Annotated in this window: 14 protein-coding genes and 1 tRNA gene; 7 read left to right on the plus strand and 8 right to left on the minus strand. The window is 71.4% G+C overall.

The annotated features are described in order from the left end of the window. Nucleotides 1-15 precede the first annotated feature (15 nt). On the minus strand, nt 16-942 hold the full coding sequence (gene rarD, locus ACYVP9_RS19795) for an EamA family transporter (protein ID WP_460606678.1): 927 nt from the start codon (nt 940-942) through the stop codon (nt 16-18). 169 nt (nt 943-1,111) lie between these two features. Here rarD and ACYVP9_RS19800 point away from each other — a divergent pair, with 169 nt between their 5' ends. Next, complete coding sequence (locus tag ACYVP9_RS19800) at nt 1,112-2,134, plus strand: DUF2235 domain-containing protein (protein ID WP_460606679.1); 1,023 nt, start codon at nt 1,112-1,114, stop codon at nt 2,132-2,134. On the opposite strand, the gene ACYVP9_RS19805 is transcribed toward ACYVP9_RS19800, so the two are convergent. Next, nucleotides 2,127-3,170, minus strand: coding sequence for a 2-oxoacid:ferredoxin oxidoreductase subunit beta (locus tag ACYVP9_RS19805; RefSeq protein WP_460606680.1), 1,044 nt, complete (start codon nt 3,168-3,170; stop codon nt 2,127-2,129). The genes ACYVP9_RS19800 and ACYVP9_RS19805 overlap by 8 nt on opposite strands. Beyond that, a complete protein-coding gene (locus tag ACYVP9_RS19810; protein ID WP_460606681.1) occupies nt 3,163-5,034 on the minus strand; it encodes a 2-oxoacid:acceptor oxidoreductase subunit alpha in 1,872 nt (623 codons plus the stop codon). The genes ACYVP9_RS19805 and ACYVP9_RS19810 overlap by 8 nt, the downstream gene beginning before the upstream one ends. A gap of 259 nt (nt 5,035-5,293) precedes the next feature. Between ACYVP9_RS19810 and ACYVP9_RS19815 the strand changes: the two genes are divergently transcribed. After that, a complete protein-coding gene (locus tag ACYVP9_RS19815; RefSeq protein WP_460606682.1) occupies nt 5,294-5,698 on the plus strand; it encodes a hypothetical protein in 405 nt (134 codons plus the stop codon). 90 nt (nt 5,699-5,788) lie between these two features. Here the strand turns inward: ACYVP9_RS19815 and ACYVP9_RS19820 are convergent, their stop codons facing one another. Continuing rightward, the gene (locus ACYVP9_RS19820; protein ID WP_460606683.1) at nt 5,789-6,277 is read right to left on the minus strand and encodes a beta-class carbonic anhydrase; all 489 of its coding nucleotides are present in this window, start codon (nt 6,275-6,277) and stop codon (nt 5,789-5,791) included. Nucleotides 6,278-6,367: 90 nt separating this feature from the next. On the opposite strand from ACYVP9_RS19820, the gene htpX reads away from it, so the two are divergent. From htpX to cysS, 3 genes are read left to right on the plus strand one after another with little or no spacing between them, the layout of a single operon-like run. Next, complete coding sequence (gene htpX / locus ACYVP9_RS19825; protein WP_460606942.1) at nt 6,368-7,228, plus strand: M48 family metallopeptidase; 861 nt, start codon at nt 6,368-6,370, stop codon at nt 7,226-7,228. A gap of 38 nt (nt 7,229-7,266) precedes the next feature. Then, entirely contained in the window at nt 7,267-8,445 is a 1,179-nt protein-coding gene (locus tag ACYVP9_RS19830; protein WP_460606684.1) for a cysteine--tRNA ligase, read from the plus strand. 19 nt (nt 8,446-8,464) lie between these two features. After that, nucleotides 8,465-9,937: a cysteine--tRNA ligase gene (cysS, locus tag ACYVP9_RS19835; protein WP_460606685.1), complete on the plus strand. Its 1,473-nt coding sequence runs from the start codon at nt 8,465-8,467 to the stop codon at nt 9,935-9,937. Here cysS and ACYVP9_RS19840 read toward each other — a convergent pair whose 3' ends face one another. After that, nucleotides 9,938-10,429 carry a YajQ family nucleotide-binding protein gene (locus ACYVP9_RS19840; RefSeq protein WP_460606686.1) on the minus strand — a complete coding sequence of 164 codons (492 nt, stop codon included), beginning with the start codon at nt 10,427-10,429 and terminating at the stop codon, nt 9,938-9,940. It lies immediately after the preceding gene. Between the two features lie 77 nt (nt 10,430-10,506). Between ACYVP9_RS19840 and ACYVP9_RS19845 the strand changes: the two genes are divergently transcribed. Then, a tRNA-Tyr gene (locus ACYVP9_RS19845) sits at nt 10,507-10,588 on the plus strand. Between the two features lie 57 nt (nt 10,589-10,645). After that, nucleotides 10,646-11,140 (plus strand): DUF6328 family protein, encoded by a 495-nt coding sequence (locus tag ACYVP9_RS19850; RefSeq protein WP_460606687.1) that lies wholly within the window; start codon nt 10,646-10,648, stop codon nt 11,138-11,140. 133 nt (nt 11,141-11,273) lie between these two features. On the opposite strand, the gene ACYVP9_RS19855 is transcribed toward ACYVP9_RS19850, so the two are convergent. From ACYVP9_RS19855 to ACYVP9_RS19865, 3 genes are read right to left on the minus strand one after another with little or no spacing between them, the layout of a single operon-like run. Then, nucleotides 11,274-12,107: a COG4705 family protein gene (locus ACYVP9_RS19855; protein ID WP_460606688.1), complete on the minus strand. Its 834-nt coding sequence runs from the start codon at nt 12,105-12,107 to the stop codon at nt 11,274-11,276. 48 nt (nt 12,108-12,155) lie between these two features. After that, nucleotides 12,156-13,448, minus strand: coding sequence for a sensor histidine kinase (locus ACYVP9_RS19860; protein ID WP_460606689.1), 1,293 nt, complete (start codon nt 13,446-13,448; stop codon nt 12,156-12,158). Continuing rightward, nucleotides 13,448-14,119, minus strand: a complete 672-nt coding sequence (locus ACYVP9_RS19865; protein ID WP_460606690.1) for a response regulator transcription factor — start codon at nt 14,117-14,119, stop codon at nt 13,448-13,450. Before ACYVP9_RS19865 ends, ACYVP9_RS19860 begins: the two co-directional genes overlap by 1 nt. Nucleotides 14,120-14,163: the final 44 nt, after the last annotated feature.

A 14,163-nucleotide genomic window follows, 5' to 3' on the forward strand; every position in this document is an offset into this window, starting at 1 on the left:
GTGGCACGTCGGCGCTCACACCGGTGCGGCGGCGGCTGCGGTGCGCGCGGCCCGATCGTGCCGTTGCTGCCGCAGTCCGTCGACGCCGAGGACGATCAGCGCGACCCACACGAGCAGGAACCCGATGAACTCGGCGAACGGCACCGACTCGTGCCGGATGCCCACGCCGACGGCGAACTGCAGCACCGGCGTGAGGTACTGCAGCAGGCCGATGACGCTCAGCGGCAGGCGGCGGGTGCCGGCCGCGAACAGCAGCAGCGGCACCGCGGTCACGACGCCGCTCGTGACGAGCAGCACCGAGGTCGACCAGCGGGTGCCGAACACCAGGTCGCCCTGGACGGCCACGATCGCGAGCGCCGCCACCGCGGGCACGAACAGCACGCCGCTCTCGACCGCCAGGGAGTCGGCCGCGCCGACGTCCGCCTTCTTCTTGCAGAGCCCGTACATGCCGAACGAGAACGCGAGGATCAACGCGATCCAGGGCGGGCGGCCGTAGTCGATCGCGATGACGAGCACCGCCGCGGTGCCCACACCCACCGCCGCCCACTGCGCCGGACGCAAGCGGTCGCCGAGCACGAGCACGCCGAGCAGGATCGTGAACAGCGGGTTGATGAAGTACCCGAGGCTGGACTCGACCACGTGGCCGCTGTTCACGCCGTAGATGTAGGTGCCCCAGTTGCTGGTGACGAACACGGCGGCGAGGGCGAGCAGCGCCACCGTCCGCGGCCGCCGCAGCACCGCCCGCAGGCCGTCGAATCCCGGTCCGAAACGCAGGATCAGCAGGACGACGACGAGCGTCCAGGCCATGCGCGAGGCGAGGATCTCGACCGTCCCGGCCGGCAGCAGCAGCGGGAAGTAGAGCGGGAACACGCCCCACAGCCCGTAGGCCGAGACGCCGTACAGCAGTCCGGCGCGCCGCTCCCGCTGGTCGGATCCGCTCACTCCCGCCAGGCTACGGGCGGGCTGCGGGCAGGGTCGGGTCAGGTCGCGCGAACGGCCGGCGCCGTGCGGGGCCGCAACGGGTGCCCGTCCCTGCGCCCGGACGGTCGTTGCCGATCGGCCACCGGGGGCGGGAGGATCGCGCCACGTCTCAGCCGGGAGGTCGGGGGTCATGAAGCGTCTGGTCGTCTGCTGCGACGGCACCTGGAACCGCCCCGACCAGCGCTCGCCCACCAACGTGGTCAAGCTGGCGTCGGCCGTCGCTGCCGTCGGGACGGACGGTGTCACCCAGCGGACGCTGTACCAGCGCGGTGTCGGCACCACCCGCGGCGAGCGGCTGCGCGGTGGCATCTTCGGGTTCGGTCTCGCCCGCAACGTCCGCGAGGCCTACACGTTCCTCGTCCACACCTACGAGCCGGGCGACGAGGTGTACGTCTTCGGCTTCAGCCGCGGCGCGTTCACGGCCCGCAGCACGGCCGGGTTCGTGCGCAACTGCGGGGTGCTGCGCATCGACCAGGCCGACCGGCTCCGCGAGGCGTACGCGCTCTACCGCAGCCGCGACAAGCACCCGTCGAGCCCGGAGGCGACGGCGTTCCGGGAGAAGTACTCGCACGAGATCCGGGTCCGCTTCGTGGGGGTCTGGGACACCGTCGGTGCGCTCGGCGTGCCCGGCCACCTGCTCAGCTTCCTGAACCGCCGCACCCGGTTCCACGACACCGCGCTGAGCTCGACCGTCCGGGCCGGTTTCCACGCCCTCGCCGTCGACGAGCGCCGCCGCCCGTTCCGTCCGACGATCTGGCGGACGACGCCGGACGCCGACCAGGTGGTCGAGCAGGTCTGGTTCGCGGGCGTGCACAGCGACGTCGGCGGCGGGTACCCCGAGACTGGCCTCGCCGACCTGACCCTGGCGTGGATGGTGGGCAAGTGCCGCGAGCACGGTCTGACCGTCGACCAGGCGGTGCTCGACGCCGGCACGTGGCTCGACGGTTCGGGTATGCCGATGCAACCGGACGCGCTCGCGCAGCGGCACGAGTCGTACACCGGCTTCTACCGGCTCACCCGGCCCTACGTGCGCCCGGTCGACGCGACGTCACCGGAGACCGAGTCGGTGTCGCCGTCGGTCGAGCAGCGACGTGCCGCGGACGGGACGTACCGTCCGCCCAACGTGCCGGCAGCGCCGCCGACGCTCAGCTGACCTGCCAGGTGTCGGAGCCCAGCAGCAGCTGCTGCAGCGCGGCGTCGTCACCGGGTGCCTTGGCGGACGCGGTCTCGAGCTGCGCGGCCATCGCGGCGTCGTAGGTCGGCTTCTCGACCGAACGGAACACGCCCATCGGGGCGTAGCGAGGGTCGATCGACTGCAACCGCGACAGCGCGAACGCGTAGGCGGGGTTCTCGTCGTGCGCGTCGTGGGTGACCACGCGCGGGTCGCCCTCGGCGACACCCTCCTCGATCGTGAGGTTGCCGCGCTCGTCGCGGACGACCGCCTTCGACCCGTCGACCCCGAAGCGCAGCGGCTGACCGTGCTCGAGGCGGATCGTCCAGTCGTCTTTCGTCTCGGCGTCCTTGAGGGCGTCGAACGCGCCGTCGTTGAAGATGTTGCAGTTCTGGTAGATCTCGACCAGCGCGGTGCCCTGGTGCTCGGCGGCGGCGCGCAGCACCGACTGCAGGTGCTTGCGGTCGCTGTCGAGCGAGCGTCCGACGAAGGTGGCCTCGGCGCCGAGGGCGACCGAGATCGGGTTGAACGGGTTGTCGATGGAGCCCATCGGCGACGACTTCGTGATCTTGCCGACCTCGGACGCCGGGGAGTACTGGCCCTTGGTCAGGCCGTAGATGCGGTTGTTGAACAGCAGGATCTTGAGGTTCACGTTGCGGCGCAGCGCGTGGATGAGGTGGTTGCCGCCGATCGACAGGGCGTCGCCGTCACCGGTGACGACCCACACGGACAGGTCGGTGCGGGTGGTCGACAGGCCGGTCGCGATGGCCGGGGCGCGGCCGTGGATGGAGTGCATGCCGAACGTGTTCATGTAGTACGGGAACCGGCTGGAGCAGCCGATGCCGCTGACGAACACGATGTTCTCGCGCGGGATGTTCAGCTCGGGCATGAAGCCCTGCACGGCGGCCAGGATTGCGTAGTCACCGCAGCCCGGGCACCAGCGCACCTCCTGGTCGGACTTGAAGTCCTTGGCCTTGAGACCCAGATCGCGGGGTCCCGTCGAGGCGGTGTCAGTCATGCGAGATCACTCCCTGCAGCATGTCGGCGAGCTCCTCGGCCTTGAACGGCAGGCCGCGCACCTGGGTGACGCTGAGCGCGTCGACGAGGTACTTCGAGCGGATGATCATGGCCAGCTGGCCCAGGTTCATCTCGGGGATGACGACCTTCTCGTAGCGCGCGAGCACGTCGCCGAGATCGGCCGGCAGCGGGTTGAGGTGGCGCAGGTGCACCTGCGCCACCGACGCGCCGGCCGTGCGGACCTGCCGGCAGGCGGCGCCGATCGGTCCGTAGGTGGACCCCCAGCCCAGCACCAGCACCTTCGCGTCGCCGGACGGGTCGTCGACCTCGAGCGGGGGCAGCGTGCGGGCGATGCCGTCGACCTTGGCCTGCCGGGTGCGGACCATGAAGTCGTGGTTGTCGGGGTCGTAGCTGATGTTGCCGGTGCGGTCGGCCTTCTCGATGCCGCCGATGCGGTGCTCGAGACCCTTGGTGCCGGGAACGGCCCACGGCCGGGCGAGGGTCTCGGGGTCGCGCAGGTAGGGCAGGTACTCCGGGTTGCCAGAGCCGTCCTCGCCGTTGGGCTCGGTCGCGAACTCGGTGTGCAGGTCGGGCAGGTCCTCGACCGACGGGACGGGCCACGGCTCGGAGCCGTTGGCGATGTAGCCGTCCGACAGCAGGAACACCGGGGTGCGGTAGGTGAGCGCAATGCGCGCCGCCTCGAGCGCGGCGTCGAAGCAGTCGCCCGGTGAGCGGGACGCGACGACCGGCACCGGTGCCTCACCGTTGCGGCCGTACATCGCCAGCAGCAGGTCCGACTGCTCGGTCTTGGTGGGCAGGCCGGTGGACGGGCCGCCGCGCTGGATGTCGACGATCACCAGCGGCAGTTCCAGCGACACGGCCAGGCCGATCGTCTCGCCCTTGAGCGCGATGCCCGGGCCGGACGAGGTCGTGACCGCCAGCGCGCCGCCGAAGGCCGCGCCCAGCGCCGAGCCGATGCCCGCGATCTCGTCCTCGGCCTGGAAGGTGCGCACGCCGAAGCGCTTGTGCTTGCTCAGCTCGTGCAGGATGTCGGACGCCGGCGTGATCGGGTACGCGCCCAGGAACAGCGGCAGCCCCGAACGCTGCGACGCCGCGACCAGGCCGTAGGCCAGGGCGAGGTTGCCCGAGATGTTGCGGTAGGTGCCCGCGGGCGCGGCCGCCGGCTTCACCTCGTAGGAGACACCGAAGGCCTCGGTGGTCTCGCCGAAGTTCCAACCCGCCTTGAACGCGGCCGTGTTGGCGGCCGCGATCTCGGGCTTGGCCGCGAACTTCTTGGTGATGAACGCGAGCGTGCCCTCGACCGGACGCGAGTACATCCAGGACAGCAGGCCCAGCGCGAACATGTTCTTCGAGCGGCCCGCGTCCTTGCGCGACAGCTCGGTGCCCTCGAGGGCGTCGAGCGTCAGCTGCGTGAGGTCGAACGCGTGCAGGTTGTAGCCCTCGAGCGTGCCGTCCTCGAGCGGGTTGGACGACCACCCGACCCGCGCGAGCGGACGGGGCTGGAAGTCCCGCGTGTCGACGATGAGCGTCGAGCCCTTCGGCATGTCACCGAGGTTCGCCTTCAGCGCCGCGGGGTTCATCGCCACGAGCACGTCGGGACGGTCGCCCGGCGTCAGCACGTCGTGATCGGCGAAGTGCAGCTGGAAGGACGAGACGCCGGCGAGGGTGCCCTGCGGAGCGCGGATCTCGGCCGGGAAATTCGGGAAGGTGGCCAGGTCGTTGCCGAAGACGGCGGTCTCCTGCGTGAACCGGTCACCGGTCAGCTGCATGCCGTCGCCGGAGTCACCGGCGATACGGATGACGACCTGGTCGAGCTGCTCGACGTGCTTCGTGTTGTCGGCCATGCGGTGTGCGCCTCCACGGCGTCCGAGATGGCGTTCCGTATTCCGAGACGGAAACGCCGTTGTCGCAACCTACTCATCCTACGGAAACCCAGGGAAGACCTGCGGGTGTCATCGCTCACCGACCCGGCCGTCGCGCGGGCGGTCCCGGCGGAACTGTCCGAAAGGTCGACAGCGTGAGCACGCCGCAAACCGCGGGTACAAAGTCCTTGCGCACGAAGCTCATCGTCCACTAAAGCCCCACGGTCCTCTGGAGGCCGCCATGCCCGATCTCGTTCTTCCCGCGTTCGAGATGGACTGCCGCGACTGGATCGTCGTGAGCCCCACCGAGGCCGGTCTTCCCGAAGACGTCGCCGGCGCGCCGCTGCTGGCCGTGCTGTCGACCATGGTGGTCGAGGACGACATCCGCGAGGCCACCGGCGCGCTGACCGTCGGCATCATCGACGAGGAGCTCGACCTGCGCCCGCTGGTGCCGGGTGCGCCCGCGCACGAGCTGGTCGACGAGCACACCTCGACCTCGACCCGCCGCTTCGTGATGCCGGCCCCGAATCAGCAGCTCGCGCTGCTCGCCGAGTTCGTGGTCGCGGACGACCAGGCCGAGGAGCTCGGCCGCCGCGTCGAGTCGCTCATGGCGTCGTTCCGGTGGCAGGTCGCGGCCGCGGCCTGATCCGCCTCCCGTACTACTCCGCCCGCGGCAGTCCTGGCCGCGGGCGGGGTGCTTTAACCGGTCGTCCCGACGACGGGCAGGCCGGTCGTCTCAGGAGACCTCGACGATCTGCGCGCTCGCGACGTCGAAGACGAAGCCGCGGACGGAGTCACGGTGCGGCAGCCAGGGACAGTCGCGCACGGTCTGCACCGCGCGGCGGGTGTCCTCCTGCACGTCCTCGAAACCGGGGACCCGCCACGGCGGCGCGACACCGCTCTCGGCCTCGAGCTCGGCGCGGAACGCGTCGTCGTCGAAGCCCTTCATGCCGCACTCGGTGTGGTGGATGAGCACGACCTCGCGGGTGCCGAGTGCGCGCTGGCTGATCGCGAGCGAGCGCAGCACGTCGTCGGTCGGGATGCCGCCCGCATTGCGCATGAGGTGGGCGTCGCCGATGTCGAGGCCCAGCGCACCGAACAGGTCGAGACGCGAGTCCATGCAGGTCACCACGGCCAGTCGCAGCTTCGGCCGCAGCGGACGGGGCCCCGGGAAGGTGCGGGTGTACAGGCTGTTGGCGTGGACGAGATGATCTATCGCGGACACACCGTGATCGTGGCAGAGCCGGCGCGATCGCGCGCGCCCTGAGCGGGCAGTGCCGGGAACGCCACATCGGGTCCCGTGCGTTGCACCGGTATGCCCGGCGTGCGCAACAACCTCAGAACAGCCGTGTTGTTCGGGCTGCTCGGGGCCGTGCTCGTCGTCGGTGGCGGTCTCGTCGCCGGACGGGGCGGGCTGCTGGTCGGCTTCCTGCTCGCGCTCGGCATCAACGCCTACAGCTACGTCAACTCCGACCGCATCGCGCTGCGGTCGATGGGGGCCCGTCCGGTCGGTGAGGCGGAGCAGCCGGCGATGTACCGCATCGTCCGCGAGCTCGCGACGAACGCGCGGCAGCCGATGCCGCGCCTGTACGTCTCGCCGACGGCGCAGCCGAACGCCTTCGCGACCGGCCGCAACCCGCGGCACGCCGCGGTCTGCGCGACCCAGGGCATCCTGCGGGTGCTCGACGAGCGCGAACTGCGCGCCGTGCTCGGCCACGAGCTGTCGCACGTCTACAACCGCGACATCCTCATCTCGTCGGTGGCGGGGGCGCTCGCGGCCGGCGTCACGATGATCGCCCAGTTCGCGCTGTTCTTCACGCCCGGCGGCGACCGCGACCGCAACCCGCTGGCCGCCCTGCTGATGGTGTTCTTCGGTCCGCTCGCGGCCACCATGATCCAGCTGTCCATCAGCCGGTCCCGGGAGTTCCAGGCCGACGCCTCGGGTGCCGAACTCACCGCCGACCCGCTGGCGCTCGCGTCGGCGCTGCGCAAACTCGACGCCGGTACCCGACAGCTGCCGCTCCCGGCGACGCCGCGCCTGCAGACCAGCAGCCACCTCATGATCGCCAACCCGTTCGGCGGCGCCCGCACCCTCTTCGCCACCCACCCGCCCATGGCCGAGCGGATCGCCCGGCTCGAACGGCTGGCGGGCAGCGACCCCCGCTTCCAGCGGTAGGTCGAGCGGCCCGGAGGCTCTCGGGCAGAATCGGGGTCGTGACGACGGTGACCACGACGGTGTACGACACGGCGAGCCGACAGCAGGTCGCGGTGCCCGACGTGCCCACCGTCGACATCTACGTCTGCGGCATCACCCCCTACGACTCCATGCACATGGGTCACGTGGCGCTGCTCATGACCTACGACGTGCTCGCGCGTCGGCTGCGGCACCAGGGCCGCGCCGTCCGCATGGTCCGCAACATCACCGACGTCGACGACCCGCTGCTGCCGAAGGCGCAGTCGCTGGGCATCCCCTATTGGGACCTCGTGAACCGCGAGATCGACCAGATGGCCAAGGACACCGCGGCGCTCGACCTCGGGGTCGACGACGAGCCGACGGCGTCGGCGTACGTCACGCAGATGTCCGAGGCGGTCGACGAACTGCTGCGCGACGGACGGGCCTACCGGCTGGGCGAGCACATCTACTTCGACGTGTCCCGGGACGCCGACTACGGCAGCTTCAGCCGCTACGACCGCGCCACGATGCAGGAACTGTCGGGCGAGCGCGGCGGCGACCCCGAGCGCGAGGGCAAGCGTGACCCGCTCGACTTCGTGCTCTGGCAACCCGCGCGTGACGGCGAACCCGACTACGACACCGTGCTCGGACGGGGCCGCCCCGGCTGGCACATCGGCTGCTCGGTGATGAGTCGCGCCACGATGGGCGACCACATCCACATCCACGGCGGCGGGGACGACCTGATCTTCCCGCACCACGAGAGCGAGCGGGCGCAGAACGCGGCCCTGCCCGGCGGCTCGACCGTCGACGTCTGGATGCACGGCGCCCCGTTGGCCTACCAGGGCGAGAAGATGTCCAAGTCGCTCGGCAACGTGGTGCTCGCCCGCGACCTGCTGCGCGAGCACGACCCGCGGGTGATCCGGCTGGCCGTCCTCGCGCACTACCACCACCGCCACGGCAGCGAGTGGTTCGACGAGCACCTCGCTCCCGCCGCGCAGCTGTTCGGACGGCTGTCCGACGCGGCCGCCCGTCCGGGCCCCGACCTCACGCCGTTCGTCGAGCGTTTCGAGCAGCGGCTCGACGACGACCTCGACGTGCCGGGCGCGGTGGCCGTGCTCGGCGAGGCCGTCGACGCGGTGCTGGCCCACGCCGGCGACGGCGATGTCGCCGGCCCCGCCCTGCGCGACATGGCCGGCCAGCTCGGCGTCCGGCTCGACTGACCTCTCGGGAAGGAAAGCGATGGTCCAGGGTCTGCGACCCCGCCTGTTCAACTCGCTGGGACGTGAGCAGCAGGAGCTCACCACCCGCGAGCCGGGTGTCGTGCGGCTCTACACCTGCGGCATCACCGCCTACGCCGCCCCGCACCTGGGCAACATGCGGCCCTACGTCTTCAGTGACACGTTGCGGCGCATGCTCGAGTGGAAGGGCTACGCGGTCGACCAGGTCGTCAACATCACCGACGTCGGTCACGCCGTCGGCGACGGCGACGCGGGGGAGGACAAGGTCGAGGTCACCGCGCGGGCGCAGCAGCTGTCCGTCTGGGACGTCACCCGCAAGTACACGCAGCTGTTCTTCGACGACATCGCGGCGCTCAACGTGCTGCCGCACACCCACAGCCCGCGCGCGTCCGACTACGTGCCGCAGATGATCGAGTTCGCGACGGTGCTCGAGCAGAAGGGCGTGCTCTACCAGCTCGACTCCGGCGTCTACTTCGACACCGCGAAGTCGCCCGGGTACGGCCGTCTCGCGCTGCGCGACCCGAACAACGACGACAACGTCTCCCGGCTCGAGGCCATCCCCGGCAAGCGCCAGCCGCAGGACTTCGCCGTCTGGCGGGCCGAGCGCGGCGATGCGAAGCGCCTCGTGCACTGGGACTCCCCGTGGGGCCCCGGCGTGCCCGGGTGGCACCTCGAGTGCTCGGTCATGGGCATGGAACTGCTCGGCGAGCACTTCGACATCCACACCGGCGGCGTCGACCACCGCGAGATCCACCACGTCAACGAGATCGCGCAGAGCGAGGCATACCTCGACGACGGCCGCGACTGGGTGCCGATGTGGCTGCACAACGAGTGGGTGCTGCTCGACTCGGCGAAGATCTCGAAGTCGGCGGGCAGCGCGAAGGTCCTGAACGACCTCGTCGAGCAGGGCTTCCACCCGATGGCGTACCGCTATCTGCTCAGCACCGCGCATTACCGCACGCAGCTCGACTTCACCCTCGAGGCGATGGCGGGCGCCGCCGCGGCCTACCGACGCCTGCTGCTGCGCGCCGCCGACCTGCGTCCGCTGCCGCAGCTGTCGACCTACGACGCCGCCGCCGCGGCGCTGTCGTCGGATGCCGGACGGGCCGTGCTCGACGCGATCGACGCCGCCATCTCGGACGATCTCAACACCGCGCGCATCATCGCCGAGCTCAACACGGTGCTGCGCGACGACGCCCTTCCTGCGGACGACCTGCGCGTGGTGTTCGCGGTGGCCGACCGGCTCACCGGGCTGCGGCTCGGCGACCTCGATGTCGCCGAGCTCGACCGTCTCGCCGCCGGTGACGCCGGTGACGTCGACGTCGCGCGGGTCGAGCAGCTGCTCGCCGAGCGCGCCGCCGCGCGCAGCGCCAAGGACTTCGCCGCGGCCGACCGGATCCGCGACGAGCTCGGTGGCCTGGGTGTCACCGTGATCGACACCCCGGACGGCGCGCGGTGGGAGCCGAAGCGCTGACTACCGGTAGTTGGTGAACTGCAGCGGCACGTCGAGGTCGGCGGCGCGCAGCAGCGCCTGCACCTCCTGCAGGGCGTCCCGCTTCTTGCCCGAGACGCGCACCTGCTCGTCCTGGATGGCGGCCTGCACGCCCTTGGGGCCCTCGTCCTTGATGAGCTTGACGATCTGCCGGGCGTGGTCGCGGTCGATGCCCTGGCGCATCGTCCCGCTGATCACGTAGATCTTGCCGGACGACTTCGGCTCGCCGGCGTCGAACGCCTTCATCGAGATGTCGCGCTTGACGAGCTTCTCCTTGAACACCTCGAGCGCGGCCTTGCAGCGCTCCTCGGTGTCGGCCTTGATCGTGACGCCGAGCTCGCCGGACCACTCGACGCTGGCGTTCACGCCCCGGAAGTCGAACCGCGTGCCGAGTTCCTTGGCGGCCTGGTTGAGAGCGTTGTCGACCTCCTGGCGGTCGATCTTGCTGACGATGTCGAACGACGGATCTGCCATGTCGGCCATCCTAGGAAACGGTCCGCGCAGCCATCCGGTAATGTCTGGTGGCGGTCGCACACGTGCGGCTCCACCCTGGCGGGTTGCCCGAGTGGCCAAAGGGAGCGGACTGTAAATCCGCCGGCTCAGCCTACGTTGGTTCGAACCCAACACCCGCCACCGCGAGGCCCCGGGGAGACCCGGGGCCTTCGTCGTCGGCGTGGGTATCCCTGCGCCATGACGACCACCGGGCCGGACGGCCGGAACGAGACGCCGCTCGAGCGTCTCGACCGGCACTGGGCCGAGCTGCTGCAGGAGCTCCGGGTGGTGCAGACGGGCGTGCAGCTGCTCACCGGGTTCCTGCTGACGCTGCCGTTCCAGCAGCGCTTCACCCGGCTGGACGATCTCGAGCGCGGGACCTACCTCGTGACGACGGCCGCGGCCATCCTCGCCACCGTGATGCTGCAGGCGCCGGTCATCGTGCACCGCAGCCTGTTCCGGCGGCACCGCCGCGCGCAGACCGTGCTGCTCGCGCACCGGCTGACGCTGCTGGGCATCGGGCTGCTCGGTGTGGCGGTCATCGGGGTGAGCACCCTGATCGCGTCCGTCGTGCTCGGCACTGCGGCCGGACTCTCGGTCGGCGCGATCGTGGCCGCCGCCGTCCTGGGGTTCTGGGTGTTCCTGCCGCTGCGCGCGCGCACCGACGTGGTGCGCTCGGAGTCGGATGCCTGAGTCGGATGCCTGAGTCGGATGCCTGGGTCGGATGCCTGAGTCGGACGCTCGAGACGGACAGCAGCGGACGCCGGCCGGGGGAGGGTGTCCGGCCGGCGCCCGCTGGTTCGGGGCGCCCGGCGTGCGGGCGATCTCAGGTGCGGACGCGTCCGGGATGCTCGGCCTCGCCGACCTCGGTGTGATCGACCTCGGTGCGGTCGACCTCGGTGCGGTCGACCTTGGTCACCGCGAGGTAGGTGACCGTGGCGAGGATGACGCCGAGGAACAGCAGGCTGGTGCCGAGGGTGCCCAGGCCGAGGCCGCCGTCCGGGCTCGGTGAGGAGAGGTAGTCGCCGATGTTCGCGCCGAGCGGCCGGGTGAGGACGTAGGCCAGCCAGAAACAGAGCACCGCTCCGGCCCCGAGCCACCATGCGGCGAGCACCAGCAGGATGAGGCCGGCGGGCAGCACGATCGCGGCGCCGGGCGACCATCCGGTCAGCTCGAGGGTCCAGTCGCCGGCGGCGGTGCCCAGCGCGAACGTGACGAGCACGGTCAGCCAGTAGAACGCCTCGCGGGCGGGCGTGGTGATCGAGTGGATCGACAGGGTCCGTTCGCGCAGGTACCAGAGGCCGAACACGGCCAGCAGCAGCACGGCGAAGACGGTCGTGCTCAACCGCAGCGGCACGTCGTGCCCGTCCGTCAGGTTGTCGGTCAGCAACGTGCCCACGACGCTGACGAGCACGACGACGATCCAGTAGGCGGGCGCCACGTAGCGCCGTAGGGCGAACTGGACCGCGAGCGCGACGACGAAGGCGGTGCCGAACAGCAGGGTCGTGTTCGTCAGCCCGAACCCGAGGGTCTCGTTGATGTAGTCGGCCAGGCTCTCGCCCACGGTGGTGCACAGAATCTTGATCACCCAGAACCACACGGTGACCTCGGGGACCTTGTTCAGCACGCGGGTGCGCGGCCGGGCGTCGGTGTGCGTCATGGATCGAACCGTGGCGCGCGCGGTCTGAACCGTGCCTGACCGCGTGGGTCAGCCGGACGGCAGCGTCACCGCGAAGACGGTGGGTGAGACGCCCGCCCGGACGACGACGTCCCCGTCCGCCGACCGGGCCAGGCGGCGCGCGAGCGCCAGTCCGAGCCCGGCGCCACCGCGACCGTCGTCGCCGCGGTGACCCGGTTCGAAGATGCGGTCGGCATCGTCGGGCGGGACCGGCGGCCCGTCGTTCTCGACCTCGACCACGACTCCGTCGGGAGCGGTCCGCGCCCGCAGCACCACCCGGGACCTCGCGTGCCGCACGGCGTTGTCCCGCAGGGGGGCCAGGATGCGCTCGACGACGTCGGCGTCGACCCCGACGACCAGGCCGGTCGGCTCGACGGTCACCGGCGGGCCGTCGGCCGCGCCCGCGGCGACGTCCATGAGGACGGGGGAGAGGGCACTGCGCCCACCCGCGCCGCCGAGGTCGGCCCGGGCGGCGGTCAGCAGCGATTCGATGATGCGCTCCATCGCGGCGCAGTGCGCGCGCAGCGCGGCCACGTCGTCGTCGAGTCCGGGCGGCGCGTCGAGCAGGTCCAGCTGCATCCGCATCCGGGCCAGCGGCGTGCGCAGTTCGTGGCTGAGCTCGGCCGACAGGTGCCGCTCGTGGCGCAGGCTCGCGCCGAGCCGTCCGAGCAACGCGTCGAGGTCGGCGGCGAGCGAGCGCAGTTCCGCGAACCGCTGCCCCTCGCCGAAGCGGCGGCCGGGTTCGGACGTCCCCCACTCGGCGGCCTGCCGTGCCATCGCGTCGACGGGCCGCAGGGCCCGCCCCACGACGTAGCGCAGCGCCGGGTAGATGCCGGCCAGCAGCAGGACCGCGATCGTGACGGCGCCGAGCACGGCGGTCGTGCGCGTCCGCTCGTACGGCTCGCGGTCCAGCGCGGCCACGACGGAGCCGATGCGGCGACCGTCCGCGCGCAGCGGCAAGACGCGGAACCGGTAGCCGCCGCGGTCGCTGAAGGCCTTCGGGGCGGACGCGAACGCGGCCGCCCAGGACTGGAGGGACGCGCCGGCCCGGGGGCGCTCGACGGCCCGCGCGCCCTCGAAGACCCAGATTCCGGTGTCGAGAGCCGCGTCGGTGGACGCCTCGCCCACCTCGGTGATGCGGCCGTCCGTGATCTCGACGGTGGCCGCCGCGGCCTGGGCCCGCACGGTCAGCGCGTCGTCGAGCTGCTGATCCAGTCGCAGGGACAGCACGGCGGCGAACCCGGCGGCCACGAGGAACAGCCACCCGCCGATGACGGCGACTCCGAGCAGTGAGACACGGCCGCGCAGGGTCGGCGAGGCCATCAGTCGCGCACGATCCGGAACCCGACGCCCCGTGCGGACGCGAGGCGGTCGGGCGCACCGACCTCGGCGAGCTTGCGCCGCAGTTTCGTCACGTACTGGTCCAGGGTGTTGTCCGCGACGATCGCTCCCGCCGGCCACGCCGCCGCGCGCAGCTCACTGCGGCGCACCACCGCCCCCGGGTCGGCCAGCAGCCGTGCCAGCAGCTTGAGTTCGATGGGCGACAGCGCCACCTCGCGATCGTCGTGGGCCAGGCAGTGACGGACGGGATCGATGCGGACGCCGTCGACCGCCGGAGCGCTGTTGACGTGGCGTCGCAACAGCGCGCCGAGCCGAGCCACCAACTCGTCCAGGGCGAACGGTTTGGCGAGGTAGTCGTCCCCGCCGGCCGCGAACCCGGACAGGCGGTCGTGCAGGTCGCCGCGGGCGGTCAGGAACAGGACGGGGGCGTCGATTCCGCGGCTGCGCAAGGCCTGGCAGACGTCACGACCGTCGGAGTCGGGCAGCCCGATGTCCAGGACGACGGCGTCGGGGACCTCGACGGCGGCGCTGCGCAGCGCCGAGTCACCGTCCGCCGCGCTGACGAGCTCGTACCCGCGCCGGCGCAGACCGCGCGCGAGGAGGTCGCGCAGTTCGTGGTCGTCCTCGACGAGCAGGATGCGCGCGGTGGGCACGGGCCCAGTGTCGCCCAGGCCACGGGCATCGGCTGAGAACCCGC

This window comes from Jatrophihabitans fulvus (assembly GCF_054781375.1).

Excerpts from the sequence above, each read along its gene's own strand:
- cysS (WP_460606685.1), top strand. The coding sequence starts at position 8,465 with ATGGTCCAGGGTCTGCGACCCCGCCTGTTCAACTCGCTGGGACGTGAG.
- ACYVP9_RS19860 (WP_460606689.1), bottom strand. The coding sequence starts at position 13,448 with ATGGCCTCGCCGACCCTGCGCGGCCGTGTCTCACTGCTCGGAGTCGCC.
- ACYVP9_RS19840 (WP_460606686.1), bottom strand. The coding sequence starts at position 10,429 with ATGGCAGATCCGTCGTTCGACATCGTCAGCAAGATCGACCGCCAGGAG.
- ACYVP9_RS19815 (WP_460606682.1), top strand. The coding sequence starts at position 5,294 with ATGCCCGATCTCGTTCTTCCCGCGTTCGAGATGGACTGCCGCGACTGG.
- ACYVP9_RS19800 (WP_460606679.1), top strand. The coding sequence starts at position 1,112 with ATGAAGCGTCTGGTCGTCTGCTGCGACGGCACCTGGAACCGCCCCGAC.
- ACYVP9_RS19810 (WP_460606681.1), bottom strand. The coding sequence starts at position 5,034 with ATGGCCGACAACACGAAGCACGTCGAGCAGCTCGACCAGGTCGTCATC.
- ACYVP9_RS19805 (WP_460606680.1), bottom strand. The coding sequence starts at position 3,170 with ATGACTGACACCGCCTCGACGGGACCCCGCGATCTGGGTCTCAAGGCC.
- ACYVP9_RS19855 (WP_460606688.1), bottom strand. The coding sequence starts at position 12,107 with ATGACGCACACCGACGCCCGGCCGCGCACCCGCGTGCTGAACAAGGTC.
- ACYVP9_RS19850 (WP_460606687.1), top strand. The coding sequence starts at position 10,646 with ATGACGACCACCGGGCCGGACGGCCGGAACGAGACGCCGCTCGAGCGT.
- htpX (WP_460606942.1), top strand. The coding sequence starts at position 6,368 with ATGCCCGGCGTGCGCAACAACCTCAGAACAGCCGTGTTGTTCGGGCTG.